The 22,354-nt window shown below is 68.2% G+C and carries 21 protein-coding genes and 1 tRNA gene; 12 read left to right on the forward strand and 10 right to left on the reverse strand.

The window, feature by feature from the left end; genetic code table 11:
• Positions 1-83: 83 nt before the first annotated feature.
• Complete coding sequence (gene mnmA, locus NHG85_RS04835) at positions 84-1,223, reverse strand: tRNA 2-thiouridine(34) synthase MnmA (RefSeq protein WP_253330337.1); 1,140 nt, start codon at positions 1,221-1,223, stop codon at positions 84-86.
• Positions 1,224-1,372: 149 nt separating this feature from the next.
• Here mnmA and sciP point away from each other — a divergent pair, with 149 nt between their 5' ends.
• From sciP to NHG85_RS19665, 5 genes are all read left to right on the forward strand, one after another.
• Positions 1,373-1,675 carry a CtrA inhibitor SciP gene (gene sciP / locus NHG85_RS04840; RefSeq protein ID WP_253330373.1) on the forward strand — a complete coding sequence of 101 codons (303 nt, stop codon included), beginning with the start codon at positions 1,373-1,375 and terminating at the stop codon, positions 1,673-1,675.
• Between the two features lie 69 nt (positions 1,676-1,744).
• Positions 1,745-2,458 carry a response regulator transcription factor CtrA gene (ctrA, locus tag NHG85_RS04845; RefSeq protein WP_253330339.1) on the forward strand — a complete coding sequence of 238 codons (714 nt, stop codon included), beginning with the start codon at positions 1,745-1,747 and terminating at the stop codon, positions 2,456-2,458.
• 88 nt (positions 2,459-2,546) lie between these two features.
• Positions 2,547-4,730, forward strand: coding sequence for an NAD-dependent DNA ligase LigA (gene ligA, locus NHG85_RS04850; protein WP_253330341.1), 2,184 nt, complete (start codon positions 2,547-2,549; stop codon positions 4,728-4,730).
• Complete coding sequence (gene recG / locus NHG85_RS04855) at positions 4,727-6,823, forward strand: ATP-dependent DNA helicase RecG (RefSeq protein ID WP_253330343.1); 2,097 nt, start codon at positions 4,727-4,729, stop codon at positions 6,821-6,823. The genes ligA and recG overlap by 4 nt, the downstream gene beginning before the upstream one ends.
• A 125-nt stretch (positions 6,824-6,948) precedes the next feature.
• A complete protein-coding gene (locus NHG85_RS19665) occupies positions 6,949-7,071 on the forward strand; it encodes a hypothetical protein (protein WP_256500140.1) in 123 nt (40 codons plus the stop codon).
• A 162-nt stretch (positions 7,072-7,233) separates the two neighbouring features.
• Here NHG85_RS19665 and NHG85_RS04860 read toward each other — a convergent pair whose 3' ends face one another.
• Positions 7,234-7,704, reverse strand: coding sequence for an iron-sulfur cluster assembly scaffold protein (locus NHG85_RS04860; protein ID WP_253330345.1), 471 nt, complete (start codon positions 7,702-7,704; stop codon positions 7,234-7,236).
• A gap of 66 nt (positions 7,705-7,770) precedes the next feature.
• Between NHG85_RS04860 and hisI the strand changes: the two genes are divergently transcribed.
• Positions 7,771-8,127 carry a phosphoribosyl-AMP cyclohydrolase gene (hisI, locus tag NHG85_RS04865; RefSeq protein ID WP_253330347.1) on the forward strand — a complete coding sequence of 119 codons (357 nt, stop codon included), beginning with the start codon at positions 7,771-7,773 and terminating at the stop codon, positions 8,125-8,127.
• Positions 8,128-8,134: 7 nt separating this feature from the next.
• On the opposite strand, the gene gluQRS is transcribed toward hisI, so the two are convergent.
• The 4 genes from gluQRS to gyrA all read right to left on the reverse strand — a co-directional run bounded on the left by gluQRS (position 8,135) and on the right by gyrA (position 13,421).
• On the reverse strand, positions 8,135-8,986 hold the full coding sequence (gluQRS, locus tag NHG85_RS04870) for a tRNA glutamyl-Q(34) synthetase GluQRS (RefSeq protein WP_253330349.1): 852 nt from the start codon (positions 8,984-8,986) through the stop codon (positions 8,135-8,137).
• Positions 8,987-9,172 (reverse strand): hypothetical protein, encoded by a 186-nt coding sequence (locus NHG85_RS04875; RefSeq protein ID WP_017928604.1) that lies wholly within the window; start codon positions 9,170-9,172, stop codon positions 8,987-8,989. It abuts the gene before it with no gap.
• Between the two features lie 63 nt (positions 9,173-9,235).
• Positions 9,236-10,591, reverse strand: coding sequence for a methylenetetrahydrofolate--tRNA-(uracil(54)-C(5))-methyltransferase (FADH(2)-oxidizing) TrmFO (trmFO, locus tag NHG85_RS04880; protein WP_253330351.1), 1,356 nt, complete (start codon positions 10,589-10,591; stop codon positions 9,236-9,238).
• A 67-nt stretch (positions 10,592-10,658) separates the two neighbouring features.
• Positions 10,659-13,421 (reverse strand): DNA gyrase subunit A, encoded by a 2,763-nt coding sequence (gene gyrA / locus NHG85_RS04885; RefSeq protein WP_253330353.1) that lies wholly within the window; start codon positions 13,419-13,421, stop codon positions 10,659-10,661.
• A gap of 206 nt (positions 13,422-13,627) precedes the next feature.
• Between gyrA and NHG85_RS04890 the strand changes: the two genes are divergently transcribed.
• Positions 13,628-13,903, forward strand: coding sequence for an usg protein (locus NHG85_RS04890; RefSeq protein ID WP_253330355.1), 276 nt, complete (start codon positions 13,628-13,630; stop codon positions 13,901-13,903).
• A 39-nt stretch (positions 13,904-13,942) separates the two neighbouring features.
• Here the strand turns inward: NHG85_RS04890 and rocF are convergent, their stop codons facing one another.
• Genes rocF through NHG85_RS04905 form a run of 3 tightly spaced genes read right to left on the reverse strand, consistent with a single transcriptional unit; the run spans position 13,943 to position 15,957 of the window.
• Positions 13,943-14,866 (reverse strand): arginase, encoded by a 924-nt coding sequence (gene rocF / locus NHG85_RS04895; protein ID WP_253330357.1) that lies wholly within the window; start codon positions 14,864-14,866, stop codon positions 13,943-13,945.
• Positions 14,867-14,923: 57 nt separating this feature from the next.
• Entirely contained in the window at positions 14,924-15,382 is a 459-nt protein-coding gene (locus NHG85_RS04900; protein ID WP_253330359.1) for a disulfide bond formation protein B, read from the reverse strand.
• The gene (locus NHG85_RS04905; protein WP_253330361.1) at positions 15,379-15,957 is read right to left on the reverse strand and encodes a YqaA family protein; all 579 of its coding nucleotides are present in this window, start codon (positions 15,955-15,957) and stop codon (positions 15,379-15,381) included. The genes NHG85_RS04900 and NHG85_RS04905 overlap by 4 nt, the downstream gene beginning before the upstream one ends.
• A gap of 94 nt (positions 15,958-16,051) precedes the next feature.
• Here NHG85_RS04905 and ypfJ point away from each other — a divergent pair, with 94 nt between their 5' ends.
• The 5 genes from ypfJ (at position 16,052) to NHG85_RS04930 (ending at position 21,977) form a co-directional block, all read left to right on the forward strand.
• Positions 16,052-16,903: a KPN_02809 family neutral zinc metallopeptidase gene (gene ypfJ, locus NHG85_RS04910; protein WP_253330363.1), complete on the forward strand. Its 852-nt coding sequence runs from the start codon at positions 16,052-16,054 to the stop codon at positions 16,901-16,903.
• Between the two features lie 45 nt (positions 16,904-16,948).
• Positions 16,949-17,033 (forward strand) — tRNA-Leu (locus NHG85_RS04915).
• 106 nt (positions 17,034-17,139) lie between these two features.
• On the forward strand, positions 17,140-18,315 hold the full coding sequence (locus NHG85_RS04920) for a glutathionylspermidine synthase family protein (protein ID WP_253330365.1): 1,176 nt from the start codon (positions 17,140-17,142) through the stop codon (positions 18,313-18,315).
• A 21-nt stretch (positions 18,316-18,336) separates the two neighbouring features.
• Entirely contained in the window at positions 18,337-18,942 is a 606-nt protein-coding gene (locus NHG85_RS04925) for a DUF1190 domain-containing protein (RefSeq protein WP_253330367.1), read from the forward strand.
• A 548-nt stretch (positions 18,943-19,490) separates the two neighbouring features.
• Positions 19,491-21,977, forward strand: a complete 2,487-nt coding sequence (locus tag NHG85_RS04930) for a Hint domain-containing protein (RefSeq protein ID WP_253330369.1) — start codon at positions 19,491-19,493, stop codon at positions 21,975-21,977.
• A gap of 61 nt (positions 21,978-22,038) precedes the next feature.
• On the opposite strand, the gene NHG85_RS04935 is transcribed toward NHG85_RS04930, so the two are convergent.
• Positions 22,039-22,354, reverse strand: a 316-nt coding sequence (locus NHG85_RS04935; RefSeq protein ID WP_253330371.1) for an NTP transferase domain-containing protein, incomplete at its 5' end; no start/stop codon positions are given.

Raw genomic sequence — 22,354 nt, forward strand, 5'->3', positions numbered from 1 at the left:
GCTCGGCGCCGGGGGCGAGCCGCCGGGGCTGCGCGCCGCCCGCGCGATCCTGAACCGCGCGGGCTAGGCCGGGGTCCTCAGCCTCAGCGTCCCTTCCAGATCCAGCCGCCGCCCAGAACCCGGGTGCCTTCGGTTTCGTAGAACACGCAGGCCTGACCGGGCGAGACGCCCTGCTCGGGCGAAAGCAGCTCGACCTCGGCCTCGGTCGCGTTGATGGGGCGGATCACCGCCGGGGCGGGCGGGCGTGTCGAGCGCACGCGCACCAGCACCTCGCGCTCGGCCTGATCAGCAAAGCCGCCCTCGCCGAGCCAGTTGATCTCCCTGAGCGGCACGCGGCGCGTGGCCAGCATCTCCTTGGGGCCGACCACGACCCGGCGCGCGTCGACGTCGAGCTTGACCACGTAGAGCGGCTCGTCGAGCCCGCCGATCCCGAGGCCCCGCCGCTGGCCCACCGTGTAGTGGATCAGCCCGCGATGCTCGCCCAGCACCCGCCCGTCGGCATGGACGATCTCGCCCGGCTCGGCGGCACCGGGGCGCAGCTTCTCGATCACGGTGGCATAGTTGCCATTGGGCACGAAGCAGATGTCCTGACTGTCGGGCTTGTCGGCGACCGACAGCCCGTAGCGCGCGGCGAGCGCCCGCGTCTCGTCCTTCGACGCCAGACCGCCGAGCGGAAAGCGCAGGTAGTCGAGCTGCTCCTGCGTGGTCGAGAAGAGGAAATAGCTCTGGTCGCGGTTGGCGTCGGCGGCCGAATGCAGCTCGGCCCGCGTGGCCCCCATCTCGCGGCGGATGTAGTGCCCCGTCGCCATGCAGTCGGCATCGAGATCCTTGGCGGTGGCCAGCAGGTCCTTGAACTTCACCCGCTCGTTGCAGCGGATGCAGGGCACGGGCGTCGCACCGGCGAGGTAGCTGTCGGCGAATTCGTCGATCACCGCCTCGCGGAAGGTGTTCTCGTAATCGAGCACGTAATGCGGAAAGCCCATGCTCTCGGCCACGCGGCGCGCGTCGTGGATGTCGCGGCCGGCGCAGCAGGCGCCCTTCTTGGCCAGCGCCGCACCGTGATCGTAGAGCTGCAGCGTCACGCCGACGACGTCGTAGCCCTCTTCCTTGAGCTGGGCCGCCACGACGGAGCTGTCCACGCCCCCCGACATCGCGACGACGACGCGGGTTTCGGAAGCGGGCTTGGCGAAGCCCAGCGAGTTCAGAGCGGTGTCGAGCAGCATGGGACGATCCTTGGCGCGGGAGGGAGGAGGCGCGCGGCGCGGGTGATCGCAGCGCAATATATGAAAATGGCACCCATTCTCAACCCCCCGGCTTCATCGCTCCTTAGCTCCGATCGGTCAGGCTCGGCGCGGGGTGAATGGAGGGTGAGATGTATCTGAAGAAAATCGAGGGGCCGCGGGCGGTGACGCTGCCCGACGGCCGGGTCATGACGCGTGCCGATCTGCCGGCGCCGGAGACCGGGCGCTGGGTCGCCTCACGCAAGGCGCGCCTGCTTCTTGCCATCGCCTCGGGGTTGATCTCCCGCGACTACGCGCTCGAGACCTACGGCCTGTCCGAGGAAGAGCTGCAGAGCTGGGAACGCCTTGCCGCGCGCCATGGCGCCGCGGGTCTGCAAGCTCGGTCTATACAAAAGTATAGACAGCTTGAAGGTGAACTGCCAAACTTGCCCTAGGGTAACACGGAATTAACCGTCCGGTGGCTAAGTACCCGTAGCGGCGAACCCGATCACGGAGGGATAGGAATGCGTGTCTTGCTTGTCGAGGACGACCCGACCACGTCCAAGAGCATCGAACTGATGCTCACCCATGCCAACCTGAACGTCTATGCGACGGACATGGGAGAGGAGGGGATCGATCTGGCCAAGCTCTACGACTACGACCTGATCCTGCTCGACCTGAACCTGCCGGATATGAACGGGCACGAGGTATTGCGTCAGCTGCGGCTGAACCGGATCGAGACGCCGATCCTGATCCTCTCGGGCGATGACGGCACCGAAAGCAAGCTCAAGGGGTTCGGCTTCGGCGCCGACGACTACCTGACCAAGCCGTTCCACCGCGACGAACTGGTGGCGCGCATCCACGCGATCATCCGCCGCTCCAAGGGCCATGCGCAATCAGTGATCACCACTGGGGAGGTCTCGGTGAATCTCGATGCCAAGACGGTCGAGGCGGGCGGGCAGACGGTGCACCTGACCGGCAAGGAATACCAAATGCTGGAGCTTCTGAGCCTGCGCAAGGGGACCACGCTGACCAAGGAGATGTTCCTCAACCATCTCTATGGCGGCATGGACGAGCCCGAGCTCAAGATCATCGACGTGTTCATCTGCAAGCTGCGCAAGAAGCTCGCCCAGGCGACGGGGGGCGAGCATTACATCGAGACGGTCTGGGGACGCGGCTATGTGCTGCGCGACCCGGAGCCGGTGCCGCAAAGCTCGCCCATCGCCATCGGCGCCTGAGACCCTTCGGCATCTGGACGCTACCCCGCCGGGCTTCTAAGTTCGCCGCGCGGGCGGTGCGTCCCGCGATGGCGCGCGGGAGACGGCTTTGACGGCGGAGATTGACCTGGCAGCGATCGAGGTCGCGGCACTCAGCGAGGCGCAGGCACGCAAGGAGATCGAGCGCCTCGCCGCCGAGATCGGCGCGGCCAACATCGCCTATCATGCCAAGGACGCGCCCGAGATCAGCGACGCCGCCTATGACGCGCTGCGCCGCCGCAATGCCGAGATCGAGGCGCGGTTTCCCGACCTCAAGCGGGCCGACAGCCCCTCCGAACAGGTGGGCGCCGCGCCCGCCGAAGGGTTCGGCAAGGTGCAGCATGCGGCGCGGATGCTCTCTTTGGGCAATGCCTTTACCGACGAGGAGGTGACCGAATTCGCCATGCGGGTGCGCCGGTTCCTCGGGCTGGACGAGGATGCGCCGCTCGATTTCACCGCCGAGCCCAAGATCGACGGGCTGTCGCTGTCGCTGCGCTACGAGAACGGCGTGCTGGTGCGTGCGGCGACCCGTGGCGACGGGGCCGTGGGCGAAGATGTGACCGCCAATGCCCGCACCATCGACGACATCCCCGAAACGCTCGACGGCGCGCCCGATGTGCTCGAAGTGCGCGGCGAGGTCTATATGAGCCATGCCGATTTCGCCGCGCTCAACGCCCGCCATGCCGAGCGCGGCTCCAAGACCTTTGCCAATCCGCGCAACGCCGCCGCCGGATCGCTGCGCCAGCTCGATCCGGAGATCACGCGGGCGAGGCCGCTGCGCTTCTTCGCCTATGCCTGGGGCGAGCTCTCGGCACCGCTCGCCACGCATCAGTTCGACGCCATCGCCCGGCTGCGGGATCTGGGGTTCTGCACCAACCCGCTGACCCGGCGTTGCGACACGCCGCAGGCGATGCTCGACGCCTACCGTGAGATCGAGGCAAAACGTGCCGATCTGGGCTATGACATCGACGGCGTGGTCTACAAGGTCGACGATCTGTCCTTCCAGCGCCGCCTTGGCATGCGCTCGACCACCCCGCGCTGGGCGCTGGCGCACAAGTTTCCCGCCGAGCTGGCCTGGACCACGCTGGAGAAGATCGAGATCCAGGTGGGCCGCACCGGCGCGCTCTCGCCCGTGGCGCGGCTCAAGCCCGTGACAGTGGGGGGCGTGGTCGTCTCGAACGCGACGCTGCACAACGAGGACTACATCCGGGGCCACGATTCCAAGGGGATGGAGATCCGCGAGGGGCGTGACATCCGTGAAGGCGACCGGGTGCAAGTCTACCGCGCGGGCGACGTGATCCCCAAGATCGCCGATGTCGATCCGGCACGGCGTCCGAAGGACAGTGTTCCCTATGTGTTCCCCGACCATTGCCCCGAATGCGGCTCTGCCGCCCCGCGCGAGGAGGGCGATGCCATCCGCCGCTGCAGCGGCGGGCTGATCTGCCCGGCGCAGGCGGTCGAAAAGCTGCGTCACCTCGTGAGCCGCGCCGCCTTCGACATCGACGGCATGGGGGCCAAGCAGGTCGAGCAGTTCTACCGCGACGGCTGGATCAGCGAGCCGGCCGATATCTTCACCCTGCGCGACCGTTACGGGACGGGGATGCAGCAGCTCAAGAATCGGGAGGGCTGGGGCGAGAAATCGGCGAGTGCCCTGTTCGACGCCATCGACACCGCGCGTCGCGTGCCGCTGGGGCGCATGCTCTTCGGCCTTGGGATCGCCCATGTGGGCGAGGTGGCGGCCAATGTGCTGGCGCGGCACTTCGGCACGTGGGAGGCGCTGATCGCCGCCGTGGATGCCGCGGCACAGGAGCCCGCGGCGCAGGCCGAGGACGATAAGATGCGCAAGAAGGCCCTCGCCGAAAGCCCCCATTGGGCCGAGATCACCGGCATCGACGGCATCGGTTTTACCGTGGCGACGAGCCTCGTCACCGCGATGAGCCAGGAGGGCGAGCGTGGCTCCATCGACCGGCTCGTCGAACGGCTCGACATCCAGCCCGCCGAACAGCCAAAAAGCGAGGGCAGCCCCGTGGCGGGCAAGACGGTCGTCTTCACCGGCACGCTCGAGAAGATGACCCGCGCCGAGGCCAAGGCCCGCGCCGAGCAGCTTGGCGCCAAGGTGGCGGGCTCGGTCTCGGGCAAGACCGATCTGCTCGTCGCCGGGCCCGGCGCGGGCTCCAAGGCGGCCAAGGCCGAAGCGCTGGGCGTCGAGGTGCTGAACGAGGACGGCTGGCTCGCGCTGATCGGCGACGCATGAGCGCCAAGGGACGCCCGGAGATCCTGTTCCCGCTGTTCGGGGAGATCCAGAAGCTCAAGGGGATCGGGCCGAAGACCGTGCCCGCCTTCGAGGCGGCGGGTCTGGCCCGGCCGCGCGACGTGCTGCTCAGCCTGCCGCAGTCAGGCATCGACCGCGCCCGCAAGCCCTCCATCCGCGACGTGGTGCCGCCCGCCGTTGTGACGGTCGAGGTCGAGGTGGTCCGCCACCAGCCGGCGCCCGCCAAGGGCAAGCCCTGGCGCGTCACGGTCGAAGATGCCGAGACGGCGTTCCAGCTCGTGTTCTTCCATGCGCGGGGGGACTATGTCCCGAGGCTCCTGCCCATCGGCGAGCGGCGCATCGTCTCGGGCAAGGTGGAACTGTTCGACGGGCTGGCGCAGATGGTGCATCCCGATCACGTGCTGCCGATCGAGAAGGAGGGGGAGATCCTCGCCTTCGAGCCGGTCTATCCGCTGTCGAACGGCATCACGCAAAAGCAGATGACCGGCGCCGCCCGCTCCGCGCTGGGCCTCGCGCCCCATCTCGATGAATGGATCGATCCCGGCCTCAAACAGCGCGAGGGATGGCCGAGCTGGCTGGAGGCGCTGACGCTGGCGCATGGGCCGCAGGGCTTCGACGATCTCTCGCCCACCCATCCCGCGCGGCTGCGGCTGGCCTATGACGAGTTGCTCGCGCATCAGATCACCCTCGCGCTCGCCCGCGCCACCGCGCGCCGGAGCCCCGGGCGACCGAGCGTCGGGGACAAGCGGCATCGCAGGCGCGTGCTCGCCGCATTGCCCTATGCGCCCACCGGGGCACAGGCCCGCGCCGTGGACGAGATCGCCCGCGACATGGGAAGCGAGGCCCGGATGAACCGGCTGCTGCAGGGCGACGTCGGCTCGGGCAAGACTTTGGTGGCGCTGATGGCGCTTCTCGTCGCCGTGGAGGCGGGCGGGCAGGGGGTGATGATGGCCCCGACCGAGATCCTCGCGCGGCAGCACCTCGAAGGGCTGCAGCCACTGGCCGAAAGCGCGGGCGTGGTGATCGAGCTGCTCACCGGCCGCGACAAGGGGGGCGAGAGACGCCGCAAGCTCGAAGCCCTCGCCGAGGGGCGCATCCAGATCCTCGTCGGCACCCATGCGGTGTTCCAGAAGGACGTGGTATTCCGCGACCTGCGGCTTGCCGTGATCGACGAGCAGCACCGCTTTGGCGTCGCCCAGCGCATGGAGCTTGGCGCCAAGGGCAAGGGCGTCGATGTGCTGGTGATGACCGCCACGCCGATCCCGCGCAGCCTTGCGCTCACGCAGTACGGCGACATGGATGTCAGCGTACTCGACGAAAAGCCGCCCGGCCGTACGCCCGTCACCACCGCGCTCGTTTCCACCGAACGGCTGGGCGAGGTGGTCGAGAAGCTGCGCGCCGCCGTGGCGGAGGGGCGGCAGGCCTATTGGGTCTGCCCCCTGGTGGAGGAGAGCGAGGTCTCCGACATGACCGCCGCCGAAGAGCGGTTCAAGCGGCTGCGCGCGAGCTTGGGCGAGGATGCCGTGGGTCTCGTGCATGGGCAGCTGCCCCCCGCCGAGAAGGACGCCGCCATGGCGCGCTTTGTCGCGGGCGAGACCAAGGTGCTCGTCGCCACCACCGTGATCGAAGTGGGGGTGAACGTGCCCGCGGCCTCGATCATGGTGATCGAGAGGGCCGAGAACTTCGGGCTGGCGCAGCTGCACCAGCTTCGGGGACGTGTCGGACGCGGCAGCGCCAAGTCCACATGCCTGCTGATGTATCAGCCCCCATTGGGAGAGACGGCGCGACGGCGGCTGGAGATCATGCGCGAGACCGAGGACGGCTTTCGCATTTCCGAAGAGGATCTGTCGATGCGCGGCGCGGGCGATGTGATCGGCACCGCGCAATCCGGCCTGCCGCGTTTTCGTATCGCCGATCTCGAACGCCACGCCGGGCTGATGGCGCTGGCCCAGAGCGATGCGCGCACGCTGCTGACCATCGACCCGGCCCTGGAGGGAGAGCGCGGACGTTCCGCGCGTGTTCTCCTCTGGCTGATGGAGCAGGACCGGGCAATCCGTCTCATTTCGGTCGGCTAGGATTTTTTTCTTAGGAAACAGAGAGCTGGGTATGAGAGAACGAGATGTTCTCATAAAGTTCTTTACAGGCCGCGCTCCATATGGGAACAAACGGGCAACGGAAGCATCGAGAGAGGAGACGCGGAATGGCACAGGAACTCAAACTGGTCGTGAACCGCTCTCGCGACACGCTCGTCGCCGACGCGCTGGGCGCGGCGTCTCTCATGGTTCTGTTGTTTGTCGGATTGTGGCTGCCCGGCCTGATCTGATCTGCCCGGATCTTCTTCCGATCGCCGCTGCCCGGTCCCGCGGGTCATCGCGGCGGATTGCCCGTCCGCCGCCCGGAGCCATGCTCCGGCGGATGATCGGAGGCCTGGAAGGTCCCGCCTGCGCCGCCGCCATCCCGTGAGGGGTGCGCGGCGGTTTTTTTGTCAGCCAGCGGCGCTGCGCTGCGCCTCGGCCTCCTCGACCGCCTGCGTCACTGCCTCGATCGCCAGCAGGATCGAGGCGTGGCGATTGCGATACTCGCGCGCGGGCTGCAGCACCTCGAATCCTTTGAACGGCGCCTGCGGCACGGGGCCGTCCTGCGCCAGCATGGCGCGCAATTCGTCGCGCGCGCGGCCAAGCTCCTGCCGGTCGCGCCCGATCACCGCGCCGCCGACGATCGCCGCCGCCGCCTGTCCGAGCGCGCAGGCCTTCACATCCTGCCCGTAGCCGGTGACCCGGCCATCCTCGACCGTCACATCCACCGTCACGGTCGAGCCGCAGAGCGGCGCGCGGCGGCGCACGGTGGCATCGGGGGCCTCCAGCCGGTCGGTCAGGGGCATCTCCGTCGTCAGCGCGAGGATGCGCTGCGAATAGAGCTTGATCAGGTCGGTTTCGCCGCTGGCGCGCTCGGTCATGTTTGCCTCTTCGATGTCGCCCCTCTAGATAGGCGCGACGCCCCGGGATGCAAAAGGTTTGTGCCGATGTTCGACCCCAAGACGCTCCGCTATGACGCCAATGGCCTCATCCCCGCCATCGCGCAGGAGGCCGGCACGGGCGAGGTGCTGATGATGGCGTGGATGAACGCGGCCTCGATCGAGAAGACGCTGGCCTCGGGCCGCGTCACCTACTGGTCGCGATCGCGGCAGGAATTCTGGGAAAAGGGTGCGACTTCGGGAAACCAGCAGGTGCTGGTCGATATGCGCATCGATTGCGACCGCGACTGCCTTCTGTTGCAGGTCGAGCAGTCCGGCCCCGCCTGTCATACCGGGCGGCGCAGCTGCTTCTATACGGCGGTGCGGGATGGCGATGAGGTCGAGCTGACCAAGCCGATGGGGTGAGGCGGGCCTAGCGCCCGACCCCAAGCCCGACCATCCGCCGGATATCGGCCCGGCTGGCCCCCTCGTCGCGGTAAAGCCCGATAGCGCGCGCGTCGTCGCGCTTGGCAAGGCGACGGCCCGTCTCGTCGCGGATCAGCCGGTGGTGGTGATAGTCGGGGACGGGCAACCCCATCAGCCGCTGCAACAGCACATGCAGCGGTGTCGCCTCGGCCAGATCGCGGCCGCGCACCACCTCGGTGACGTTCTGATGCGCATCGTCGATCACCACGGCGAGGTGATAGGAGGTGCCCATCTCGCGCCGCGCCAGCACCGGGTCACCGATGGTGTCGATCAGCGCCTCTGCCGCGATCTCACGCGGCCCGGCCTCTTCGCCGGTCTCGACCCAGCGTAGCGGGCCGTCGATCCGCGCTACCGCGCGGGCGAGGTCGAGGCGGAGCGGCGTCTCTTCGGGCATCGGTCCATTGCGGGTACCCCCCCGGCAGGTGCCGGGATAGATCATCCCGTCCGGGCCGAAGCGCGGGCCGCCTTCCTGTGGCGCACTGGCCGCTTCGAGAATGTCGCGCCGGTTGCAGTCGCAGGGATAAAGGAGCTTCTCGGCCCAAAGCCGCTCCAGCGCCGCGCGATAGGCGGGCAGGCGCTCTGACTGGCGCAGCACCGGCGCGGGCCAGTCGAGCCCGAGCCAGCGCAGATCGTCGTATATCCGCTTTTCCCATTCGGGCTTCGACCGCTGCCGATCAATGTCCTCGATCCGCAGCAGGAAGACCCCGCCCTCGGCCCGCGCCGCCGCCGTCAACGCGGAAAACGCATGGCCGAGGTGCAGCGGCCCGGTGGGCGACGGGGCAAAGCGGGTGACGCGCATTCAGCCGCGCTTGACCGCACTTTGGTGGATGATCAGCCAGGCCAGAAGGATGAAGATCGGATGGCCGAGCCCGCCCGAGATGAGGATCGCTGGAAACCAGATCACCAGCACCACGAGGCCGAGAATGACACGGCCCGTCAGCATGATGGCGACGGGCGGCAGAAGAAGAGCGAGAATGTAGAGCATGTGAAATCCGTTCCGCTTGGGGTTGCCCCCGAGATGTGGTCCTGGGGGCCGCAGGGCAAGGGTTCAGGCGATCACCGCCTCCTGCGCGGCGAGCCACTCCTGCCAGGCCACCTTGGCCCGGTCGGTATAGCCTTTGTAGCGATCCTTGCGACCGCGCCGCCCGCCGCGCATCCCTTCGAGCGGCGGGAACAGCCCGAAATTGACGTTCATCGGCTGGAAGGTCTTGGCCTCGGCCCCGCCGGTGATGTGGGTGACGAGCGCGCCCATGGCGGTGGTCTGGGGCACCTCGGGCACGCGGCCGCCCATGATCTCGGCGGCGGCGAGACGACCGGCCAAGAGGCCCATCGCCGCGCTTTCGACATATCCTTCGACGCCGGTGATCTGCCCGGCGAAGCGGATGTTGGGCCGCGCCTTGAGCCGCATCTCGCCATCGAGCAGCGTCGGGCTGTTGAGGAAGGTGTTGCGATGAATGCCGCCGAGCCGCGCGAAGCGTGCGTCCTCGAGGCCCGGAATCATACGGAAAACATCGGTTTGCGCGCCGTACTTCATCTTGGTCTGGAAGCCGACGATGTTGTAGAGCGTGCCCAGCTTGTTGTCGCGGCGCAGCTGCACCACGGCATAGGGCTTGGTCTCTGGGTCATGCGGGTTGGTCAGGCCCACGGGCTTCATCGGCCCGTGGCGCAGCGTCTCGCGCCCGCGCTCGGCCATCACCTCGATCGGCAGGCAACCATCGAAATAGCCCGCCGTCTCGCCCTCGTGGAACTCGGCCTTGTCCGAGGCGAGCAGCGCGTCGATGAAAGTCTCGTGCTGCTCCTTCGTCATCGGGCAGTTGATGTAGGCGGTGCGCTCTTCTTCCGTCTCGCCCTTGTCGTAGCGCGACTGCAGCCACGCTTTCGACATGTCGATGCTCTCGGCATAGACGATGGGGGCGATGGCGTCGAAGAAGGCGAGGGCCCCGGTGCCGGTCACCGCCGAGATCGCCTCGGCCAGCGCGGGCGAGGTCAGCGGGCCGGTGGCGAAGATCCAGTGCCCCGTCTCGGGCAGCTCGCTGATCTCCTCGTAGCTCACGGTGACGTTCGGATGCGCCTTGAGCTGCGCCGTGACATCGGCGGCAAAGGGATCGCGGTCCACCGCTAGCGCGCCGCCCGCGGGAAGGCGATGCCGGTCGGCGGTCGACATGATGAGACCACCCGCCGCGCGCATTTCCCAATGCAGCAGACCGACGGCGTTCTGCTCGCTGTCGTCCGAACGGAAGGAGTTGGAGCAGACCATCTCTGCAAGGTCGCCCGTGCGATGCGCGAAGGTTTCGACCTTGGGGCGCATCTCGTGCAGGATCACGGGAATGCCGGCGTTCGCGGCCTGCCATGCGGCTTCGGAGCCGGCCATGCCGCCGCCGACGATATGAAGGGGTTCTGTCATGGCGCCCAGATAGGCGCAGCGGCGGGCAAAGAAAAGCCCCGTCCGGTGGTCCGGACGGGGCATTGTCTCACTCCGCGTCGCCCTCGGGGGCGTCTGTCTCGGCCTCGACCGCCTCGACCGCATCGCCCTGGTCGGCGATCCGCGCCACCGAGACGACCTCTTCGCCGCGCCCGGTGTCGAAGACCTTCACGCCACCCGCCGAGCGGGAGCGGAAGGAGATGCCGTCGACCGGCACCCGGATCGATTGCCCGGCGGAGGTGACCAGCATGATCTGGTCGCCGGTCTCGACCGGGAAAGCCGAGACGATCGGGCCGCCGCGCATGGCCTTGTCGGTCGCGCCCACGCCCATGCCGCCGCGCCCGCGCACCGGGTAGTCGTGGCTCGACGAAAGCTTTCCCGTGCCGCGCGCCGAGATGGTCAGGATCAGCGTCTCGGAGGCCGACATCTCGGCATAGCGCTCGGGCGACAGCGCGCCGGCGGCGACGCCGTCCTCGTCCTCTTCCGTCTCCGCATCGTCGGGAAGGCCCGCCATGGCGCGGCGCATCTTGAGATAGGCGGCGCGCTCGGAGGCCTCGGCCTCGAAATGCGGGATCACGGCCATCGACACGATGTGATCGTCGCCCGACAGGCGGATGCCGCGCACGCCGGTCGAGGAGCGGCCCTGGAACACCCGCACGTCGGTGGTGCGGAAGCGGATCGCACGGCCCGAATCCGTCACCAGCATCACGTCGTCATCCTCGGAGGCGATGCGCGCGTTCACGAGGCTCACGCCCTCGGGCAGCTTCATCGCGATCTTGCCGTTGCGCATGACATTGGTGAAGTCCGACAGCGCGTTGCGGCGCACGTCGCCCGCAGAGGTCGCGAAGACGATCTGCAGGTCCGACCATTCCTCCTCGGGCCGGTCGACCGGCATGATTGCCGCGATCGAAACTCCCGTGGGGATCGGCAGGATGTTGACGATCGCCTTGCCGCGCGCGGTGCGGCTGCCCAGCGGCAGGCGCCAGCACTTGAGCTTGTAGACCATGCCCTCGGTCGTGAAGAACAGCATCTGGTCATGCGTGTTCGCCACGAAGAGCGAGGTGACGACGTCATCCTCCTTGGTCTGCATGGAGCCCAGACCCTTGCCGCCGCGCCGCTGGGAGCGGAATTCGGCCAGAGGCGTGCGCTTGATGTAGCCGCCCTGGGTCACGGTGACGACCATGTCCTCGCGCTCGATGAGGTCCTCGTCCTCCATGTCGCCGGCCCAGTCGACGATCTCGGTGCGGCGCGGCACGGCGAAGAGATCGCGCACCTCGCGCAGCTCCTCGCGGATGATCGTCAGGATGCGCTCGCGCGAGGACAGGATATCGAGATAGTCGCGGATCTTCGCGGCCAGCTCCTGCAGCTCGTCGGTCACCTCCTGCACGCCGATCTGGGTCAGGCGCTGCAGGCGCAGCTCAAGGATGGCGCGGGCCTGCGCCTCCGACAGGTTGTAGGTCCCGTCGTCGTTCACCGGGTGGAGCGGATCGTCGATCAGCTTGATGTATTCGATGATCTCATGCGCGGGCCATGCGCGGGTCATCAGCCGCTCGCGCGCGTCGGCCGCGTCGGCCGAGGCGCGGATCGTGGCCACGACCTCGTCGACGTTCGACACGGCGGCGGCAAGGCCGCACAGGATGTGGCTGCGCTCGCGCGCCTTGCGCAGAAGATAGGCGGTGCGCCGGGCGATCGCATCCTCGCGGAAATCGAGGAAGGCGGTGAGAAAGCCGCGCAGGCTCAGCGTCTCGGGGCGGCCGCCGTTGAGCGCCAGCATGTTGCAGCCGAAGGAGGTCTGCATCGGCGTGAAACGAAACAGCTGGTTGAGCACCACGTCGGGCGTCGCGTCGCGTTTGAGTTCGACCACGACGCGCACGCCGTTGCGATCACTTTCGTCTTGCACATGGGCGATGCCCTCGATCCGCTTGTCGCGCGCGGCTTCGGCGATCCGGTCGATCATCGACGCCTTGTTGACCTGGTAGGGCACCTCGTCGACGACGATGGCATAGCGGTCCTTACGCAGCTCCTCCACGTGGGTCTTGGCGCGGATGATCACCGAGCCGCGGCCTTCGAGATAGGCCTTGCGCGCGCCCGAGCGGCCCAGCATCAGACCGCCGGTCGGAAAGTCGGGGCCGGGGACATATTCCATCAGCCCCTCGGACGAGAGATCCGGATCGTCGATCAGCGCGAGGCAGGCGTCGATGACCTCTCCGAGGTTGTGGGGCGGAATGTTGGTCGCCATGCCGACGGCGATGCCGCCCGCGCCGTTGACCAGCATGTTGGGGAAACGGGCCGGAAGGACGGTCGGCTCGCGGTCCTTGCCGTCGTAGTTGTCCTGGAAGTCGACCGTGTCCTTGTCGATGTCCGACAGAAGGAACGCCGCCGGGCGGTCCATGCGGACCTCGGTGTAGCGCATGGCGGCGGCGTTGTCGCCGTCCATGGAGCCGAAGTTGCCCTGGCCGTCCAGAAGCGGCAGCGACATCGAGAAGTCCTGCGCCATGCGGACCAGCGCGTCGTAGATGGCGCTGTCGCCATGCGGGTGATATTTGCCCATCACGTCGCCCACGGGGCGGGCGGATTTGCGGTAGGGCTTGTCATGCGCGTTGCCGGTCTCGTGCATGGCGTAGAGAATGCGCCGGTGCACGGGCTTAAGCCCGTCGCGCAGATCGGGGATCGCGCGGCTGACGATCACGCTCATCGCGTAATCGAGATAGGAGGTCTTCATCTCCTCGACGATGGAGACCGTGGGGCCGGTCGGCACGGGGCGCTCGGGCGTGGAATCGTCGGTCTCGGGTGTGTCGGGAATGTCGCTCACGGGGGGAAGCCTGCTGTCTTGTGACTGCTATATCTTGTGAGCCAAACCTATAGCACCCGCGCCATATGGGGCGCAACAGAGGATGCCCCGCGCCGCTGGCAGCCAGCGGGTGGGTCGGCTAACAAACTGGGATAATTGACTTTTCACGGGCTTGTGCTGGAATTGAACGGCGCGGTCGAGACCGCGCGCCATGCAGGAGGCATTCCATGGCGCAATCGCCATCCGAAACCGAGCTGATGCTCAAGGGCTACGGCCTGACGACGGCCGAGATCTTCTACCGGATTCCCGACTACCAAAACGTGCTCAACAGCTTCGTCTGGCAGGATTACGACCTCGCCCCGGACCATCCGAAGCTGTTCGAGTTCATCGAATTCTGGCAGGACGAGATCGAGGGGCCGCTGCATTCGCTGCGCTTCACCCATCGCAAGCTGATCTCGCCGGGCGAGTGGCGCAACGTGACCGGCGAGTTCCACTACCATTAAGGCGCGACGGGGCCGGCCCCGTCGCGCCCCGGCTGCCGGTCAGTGGCCGCGCGGTGTCGGCCGGTCGAAGACGCGGCGGCCCATCAGCGAGGCGGTCAGTTCGACCATCAGCGCCGCAGTGCGGCCGCGCTCGTCGAGCGAGGGGTTCAGCTCCACGAGATCGAGCGAGGCGACGAGGCCGCTGTCCGACAGCATCTCCATCGCCAGATGCGCCTCGCGCACCGTGGCGCCGCCCGGCACGGTGGTGCCCACGGCGGGGGCGGCGGCGGGGTCGAGGAAATCGACATCGAGCGAGACGTGCAGCATGCCGTTCGCCGCCTCGACCTTGGCGAGAAACTCCGACAGCGGCTTGGCGATGCCGATCTCGTCGATCATCCGCATGTCGACCAGCGTTGCCTCGCCGTCTTCGAGCGCTGCGCGTTCCTCGGGATCGACGCTCCTGAGCCCGATCATGCCGACCTGGCTCACCGGCACGGTGGCGGGCAGTTCGGGGAAGGCATCGAAACCCTCGCGCCCCGTGACATAGCCCAGGGGCGTGCCGTGCAGGTTGCCGGTCGTCGTGGTGTCGGGGGTGTGGAAATCGCTATGCGCGTCGAGCCACAGCACGAAGAGCGGGCGGCCGATCTCTTCGGCATGTGCGGCCATGCCCGCGACCGAGCCGAGCGAGAGCGCATGATCGCCGCCCATGAAGATCGGAAAGCCGTTGGGGGCCTGCGCCCGCGCGGCGCGCATCAGCGCGGCGGTCCAGCCGACGTTGAGCGCCAGCTCATGCACCACGCCGTTGCGCGGCGGCGCGACCTCCACCTTGTCGGGGGCGACGTTGCCGATGTCGGTGACGCCGTGACCGAGCGAGGCGAGTGCCTCGGCCAGTCCGGCGGTGCGGTAGGCGTCCGGGCCCATGAGGCAGCCGCGGCGCTTCTTGCCGCAGTCCACCGGGGCGCCGATGAGAATGCAATCTGTCATGCGCGGGATCATGGCGCGAGGCCGAGGGCGCGGGCAAGGGGTTTCCTCGGGTCGCCTTCAGCTGCGGCGCAGCGCCGCGACCCAGAGCACCACCAGCACGGCCGAGAACAGCGCGTTCCAGCTCGCCATGGAGAGGCCGAGCATCTCCCAGCTCACCACGTCGCACATGACGAGCCGCGGCCCGTCGGTCGCCAGCAGATCGCCGCCCGAAAGCGAGCCGAGGCCCGGACCCGCGCCGGTGCAGCTCGACGGGCCTTCCCACCAGCCGCGTTCGACCCCGGTGTGGAACACGCCGATCGCGGCGGTGGTCGCGGCGGCCAGCGCGCCGAGCGCGGGCAGGGCGCGTCCGGGCAGCATCAGCGCGATCAGGCCGATCGCGATGGCGATGCCATGCGGCCAGCGCTGCCAGATGCACATGGCGCAGGGCGGATAGCCGAAGGCCTGGAAGACGAAGGCCCCGCCCAGCAGCGCGGCCGAGCCGAGGGTGGCGAGAAAGATGGTCAGCTGGCGGCTCACAGATACCTCATCGCGTAGAAACCGGCGAAGAGCATGGCGCAGAAGGCGGAAAAGACCAGCCCGAGCCGCCGCTCGATGAACTCGCGCGCGGGATCGCCGAAACGGCGCAGGATCGCCGCGACGAGAAAGAACCGCGCCGCGCGCGCCACCAGCGACGAGACGATGAACACCGGCAGCGACAGCCCCGTCACGCCGGAGGCGATGGTGATCACCTTGAAGGGAAAGGGGGTGACGCCCGCCACCAGCACTGCCCAGGCGCCCCAATCGTTGTAGGTCAGCTTGAAGGTCTCGAACTTCTCGGCCTTGCCATAGAGATCGAACACCCATTGGCCGACGCTGTCGAAGAAGGCCGCGCCGATCCAGTAGCCCAGAAGCGCGCCCGCGACCGAGGCCAGCGTGCAGACCAGAGCGATCAGCCATGCCTTGCGCGGCCGCGCCAGGATCATCGGGATCATCAGCGCGTCCGGCGGGATCGGGAAGACCGAGGATTCGGCAAAGCTCACCGCGCCAAGCGCCGGAAGCGCGTGGCGATGCGCCGCGAGCGAGATCGTCATGTCGTAGAAACGGCGCAGCATGGAACCCGCATCACCTGTGAAACGTCACATGTTCAGGAACACGGCCCCGTCGCGGGGTCAACCGGACAATCGCGTGAAGGGGAGAACGGCTGGGATGAAGTGGCGCGGACGCCGTGGCAGCGGCAATATCATCGACAGGCGGCGCGCGGGCGGCCGGGGCCGCGGGGTCGCGGTGGGCGGCGCGGGTGGTTTCGGGCTGCTGGCCATCGTGGTCGTCGGCTATTTTCTCGGCGTCGATCTGACGCCGCTGCTCGATGACGGGCAGATGCAGACCGGTGGCGGCGAGATCACCGCCGCCGACGAGGAGGCGGCGCAGTTCGTCTCCGTCACCCTCGCCGATACGGAAGAGATCTGGACCGACATCTTCGCCAACGAGCTGGATCGAAGCTATGATCCGGCCGAGCTGGTGCTGTTCAAGGGGGCCACGCAATCGGCCTGCGGCGGCGCCTCGGCGGCGACGGGGCCGTTCTACTGCCCGCCCGAGGAGCGCATCTTCCTCGACACCGGCTTCTTCACCACGCTGGAGCGGCAACTCGGCGCGGGCGGCGATTTCGCCGCCGCCTATGTCGTGGCCCATGAGGTCGCGCATCACGTGCAGAACGAGCTGGGCGTGCTGGGCGAGATCAACGCCGTGCGGAGCCGCAGCGACGAGGCGACCTCGAACGCGCTGTCGGTGCGCATCGAGCTTCAGGCCGATTGCTTCTCGGGCATCTGGGCGCGCAGCGCCGAGGCGATGTTCGGCTCATTGGAGCCCGGCGACATCGAGGAGGCGATGAACGCCGCCGCCCGGATTGGCGACGACACGCTGCAGCGCGAGGCCGGGCGCACGGTGCGGCCCGACAGCTTCACCCACGGCACCTCGGAGCAGCGCCAGCGCTGGTTCGCCACCGGATACCAGCAGGGCAGCATCGCAGCCTGCGACACCTTTGCCGCGGATCGCATCTGAGGCGCGTTGACGAGACAGCCAGCGCGGTCTATGCGGATCGCGTTGGCCGGTGTGGCGGAACGGTAGACGCAGCGGATTCAAAATCCGCCGCCCACAAGGCGTGGGGGTTCGAGTCCCCCCACCGGCACCAGCGAATCCTCACGATCCGATCAGGAAGCAGGCGGCGGGGCTGGCCCAGCGGCGCCGGGCGCGCTAGGTCCAGTCCGCGCGCCCGTTTGCGCGCAGGAGGACAGACCATGCAGCGCATCGCCACGGGCGCCCGCCCGGATCTCGAGGAGAAGGCCCGCGAGGCGGGATTCACCTTTCACCACATGCATGGCGAGCCCTATTGGGACGAGGAGACGGTCTACGCCTTCGATCTCGCCGAGGTCGAGGAGATGATCGAGGACCCCGCCACGGAGCTGCACGCGATGTGCCGCGGGGCGGTGGATCACGTGCTGCGCTCCGAGGATCTCATGGACCGGCTCGCGATTCCCAAAGAGGCGCGCGGCATGATCGCGGCCTCGTGGGAGGCGGGCGAACCCGAGCTTTACGGCCGCTTCGATCTTGCCCATGACGGCGAGGGGCCCGCCAAGCTGCTCGAATACAACGCCGACACGCCCACCGCGCTCTACGAGAGCGCCGCCTTTCAATGGCAATGGCTCGAGGACATGGTGGCGACGGGCCGGCTGCCCGAGGGGAGCGACCAGTTCAACGGGCTGCACGAGGCGCTGGTGGCGCGGCTGGCCGAGATCTTCGCACCCGACACGGACGTGCATTTCGCCTGTTTCCCCGACGATCCGGAGGATTACGCCACCACCGAATACATGGCCTGGGCCGCACGCGAGGCGGGGCTGGGGGCGCATTTCGTGCCGATCCCCGAGATCGGACTGACGGATACCGGGCAGTTCGCGGATGGCGAAGGCCGCGTGATCGGCGCGCTGTTCAAGCTCTATCCTTGGGAGGACATGCTGCGCGACGACTTCGCCGAGGCCCTGCCGGGCGCGCGCTGTCATTTCCTCGAACCGCCGTGGAAGGCGATCCTGTCCAACAAGGGCATTCTGCCGGTGCTGTGGCGGCTCAACGAGGGCCATCCCAACCTGCTGCCCGCCTTTTTCGAGGACGAGGCCGACAGCGTCGCCGCCCGCGCCGCGCTGGCCGCGGGGCAGGTGCGCAAGCCGCTGTTCTCGCGCGAAGGCGCGAGCATCGACATCACCACCCCCGAACACCACGAGGCTTCGACCGATCGCGGCTATGACGGCCATCCGGCGATCGTGCAGGCCTACCACCCGTTGCCGGTGTTCGAGGGCAGGCGCCCGGTGGTCGGGGCCTGGATGGTGGGCGAGGCCTGCGTGGCCATGGGCCTGCGCGAGGACGAGGGGCTCATCACCCGCGACCTGAGCCGCTTCAAGCCGCATTTCATCCGCGCCTGACCGCGCGAGGAGGAGACCGACATGACCATCGCCACCCCGCAAGCCGCCCCTGCCACCCGCAAGCGTTCGCGCCACGTGCGTCTCGCGCTTCTGGGCGCCGCCGCCTTCAGCCTTGCCGCCTGCCGCGAGGAGGAAGTGCCCTCCGCCGCCTTCCCGACGCTCGACGCCTGCCTCGAAGCCGCCGCCGGACCGGGCACCTGGGTGACCGCGGAAAGCTGCGAGGAGGGCTTCGGACAAGCGCTCGAGGCGCATGTCGAGACCGCGCCGCGCTATGACGACGAGGCCTTGTGCGAGGCCGAGCATGGCGGCGAATGCATGGTCGAGGAACGCCCCGGCGGCGGCGGCTCGGTGTTTCTGCCGCTGATGGCGGGCTATCTGCTGGGCAACATGCTCGGCGGGCGCGGCGCGCGGGCGCAGCCTTTCTACGGGCGGTCCGGGGGCGGCTTCGCCACGCCGGGCGGCACCGTACTGAACCGCGCGCGCGGCAGCACCACCCTCTCGCCCAATGCCTTCAGCGCCGGCCCCTCGACGCGGACCGCGGCGCCGATGACCCGCTCGAGCGTGGCGCGCACCGGCGGCTTCGGCGCGGCCCGCACCAACAGCGGTGTGCGCGGCTTCGGCGGCTGAGATCGCCCCGGACGGAGTATCGCGCGGCACAATCGGGCGGGATCGGCACGACTGATCGCGCCTCGTCAACGGGAATAATGGCGAAAACCGGGCAGGGATGGGTCGCGCCTTGGCGACCGCTCATCGCAGCATTGTCTCCGTTTTGCACGCAATGGGCGGTGTCTTTTCGGTGGGTCCGGGAAATATCCCCCATTTCAGAGAAATCTACCGGTCAGGTGTTTCTGCTCACCCGACAATCCTCGCCACATTTGCCTCAATCGGGCACCGACTTTCCCGGTGATGGCCCGTATCCCACCATCATTCGGACACTTTTCCCTTTGTCCGCCATTCTGGCCGGCATAATTATGGGTCGAGCCCGAAGAGGGCGGTCCGGACGAGACGAACGGACCATGAGCGTCTGCCGGTGGCCCTGGGGGGACAACAGCAGCATTTCGTGATGGCTCCCTGCCGGAGCCGGTGCCAAGGGGCGCCGCCCCGCGTTCAAGGCGGGACCGGGCAGGTAGTCGGTTGAGAAGCGGGAGGTTTGCCCGCGATTGAGGAGACGACGGATGGCGCGCAACAAGATCGACGGAACGCCGGGTAACGACACCCTCTTCGGCGGTGCGGGCGATGACGCGATCTACGGCGGTGCCGGAGATGACCTGATCGACGGCAAGGGCGGCGACGACGCGCTTTTCGGCGGCACCGGCAACGATAACTTCATCGCCGGGCGCGACGGCAAGGTCGATGGCGGCACCGATGACGGCGAGGATATCGACACGCTCGATCTGCGCGGCCAGGGCAATGTCTATGTCAAGGACGTCGTCCCCGATGGCGACGGCAACGGCTCCAGCGGCTGGATCCAGTTCCTCGACGAGGACATGAACCCCACGGGCGAGCGGCTCGATTTCTACAATATCGAAAGCTTCCTGAAGGACCCGCAGGGCAAGAACACCGCCCCCGACGCGCGGGACGACACCGCCTCGACCACGCAGGGGATGGCCGTGACCATCGACGTGCTGGCGAACGACAGCGATCCCGACGGCGATCCGCTGCGGGTCACCGAGGCCCACGCCAGCCGCGGCGAGGTGGTGATCAACCCCGACGGCACGCTGCACTACACCCCCGAGGCCGACTTCGACGGCGACGTGACCATCACCTACAGCGTCACTGACGATCGCGGCGGTGTCGACAGCGCCGAGGTGGCGCTGCGGGTGACCTGCAACCCCGGCCCGGACGGCATCGTCGAGGGCTCGATGGGCGACGACGTGATCGACCTTGCCTATGACGGCGACCCCGAGGGCGACCGCGTCGACAATGACGACGCGATCCTGGGCGACGACGCCCCCGACGACGACCGCATCGAAGCCTACGGCGGCAACGACACGGTGCGCGCGGGCGTTGGCGACGACACCGTCTATGGTGGTCGCGGCAACGACACGCTGCACGGCGAGGCGGGCGACGACAGGCTGATGGGCGAGGGCGGCCGCGACACGCTCTTCGGCGGCGCGGGCGAGGACGAGCTGATCGGCGGCAACGGTGGCGACAAGCTGTTCGGCGGCGAAGGCGACGACACGCTTGAAGGCGGGCGCAACGGCGACCGGCTCGAAGGCGGCGAGGGCGACGACCGGCTGTTCGGCGGTGCCGAGAACGACCGCCTGTTCGGTGGCCTCGGGCGCGACGAGATCCATGGCGGCGCCGGCGACGACCGCATCGATGCGAGCGACGGCGACCGCAAGGCCGACCTCGACCGCTTCGACAACCCCTATCCGGGCCTCACCCCCGACCCGGATGTCTTCGACGATCGCGACACCGTCTATGGCGGCGCGGGCGACGACCGGATCGAGACCGGCGACGATCGCGACACCATCTTCGGCGGCATCGGCGACGACCGGATCGACGCGGGCATCGACGACGACCTGGTGCTGGGCGAGGAGGGCGATGACAGCCTCACCGGCGGCGAAGGCAACGACCGCATCTTCGGCGACAAGGGCGACGACGTCATCCATGGCGGCCTCGACCCGCGCTTTCCCGACAGCCTGAACATCCGCGACGACGAGGGCGACCTCGTCACCGACAACGGCCAAGACGAGCTGTTCGGCGGCGAGGGCAACGATACGATCTTCGGCCAGGACGACGACGACACGCTGTTCGGCGGCGCGGGCGACGACATGCTCGACGCGGGCATCGACGACGACACGGTCTTCGGCGGCACGGGCAACGACACGATCATCGGCGGGCAGGGCACCGACCTGCTCTTCGGCGACGACGACCGCGACGACTTCTTCGGCGGCAACGGCGGCGACCGGGTCTTCGGCGGCGAGGGCGGCGACGATTACGACACGCTCGACCTGACCGGCAGCGAGAGCGGGGTCGACCGGATCGAATACACTTCCGATGACCGCGAGGACGGCGTCGTCTACTTCAAGGACGGCACGACGATGCGGTTCGAGGAGATCGAGAACGTCGTGCCCTGCTTCACGCCCGGCACGGTGATCGCCACGCCGCGCGGCGAGCGCCTTGTCGAGGAGCTGCGCGAGGGCGACCGCATCATCACCCGCGACAACGGCATCCAGGAGATCCGCTGGGTCGGCCACAAGCAGGTGGGCCCCAAGCAGTTCCTCACCAGCCCGCATCTCAAGCCGGTGATGATCCGCGCCGGCGCCTTGGGCAACGGCCTGCCCGAGCGCGATATGATGGTCTCGCCCAACCACCGGGTGCTGCTCTCGGGCGAGCGGGCGCAGCTCTACTTCGAGGACAGCGAGGTGCTCGCCGCGGCCAAGCATCTCATCGGCTCCAAGGGCATCCACTCGGTCGATGTCCCGCGCACCAGCTACATCCACTTCATGTTCGACCGGCACGAGGTGGTGCTGTCGAACGGGGCCTGGACCGAAAGCTTCCAGCCCGGGGATCACACGCTCAAGGGCATCGGCGCCGAGCTGCGCGACGAGATCTTCGAGCTCTTCCCCGAGCTGCAGGCGCGCGAAGGGATCGACAACTACAGATCGGCGCGCAAGGCGCTCAAGCGTCACGAAGCGCGGCTCATGGTCATCTGACCGGCGGGTGTCTTTGACGAGTGTTGTTTTGACGAGTCTTTAAGTGGTGGGGGCGGAGGGTTCAGTCCCCTTCGCCTCTGTTTTCCCGCCAGTCGGCCCAGTCTTCGGGCGTGTCGAGATCGCGCGTGGCGATATTGCCGGGCAGCCGGACGAGGCGCGTCTGCCCCCTGTAGGGCGCCAGCACCGCCGCGCCGCCCTGCGCGCCGCGCAGCATGGCAAAGCGCGGCGCGAGATGCGCATCGCAGGCGACCGGATGCCCGAACCGCCCCGTTGCGGAGGCGCCCCGCCAGACGAGGGCGCCATCCTCGCGGGCGGCGGCGTCGAACACCCGCGCGATCGCCGCGGCATCGAGATCGGGCAGATCGGCCGGCATCAGC

Source organism: Limimaricola litoreus, from assembly GCF_024159025.1.
In the GTDB taxonomy this organism is placed as follows: domain Bacteria; phylum Pseudomonadota; class Alphaproteobacteria; order Rhodobacterales; family Rhodobacteraceae; genus Limimaricola; species Limimaricola litoreus.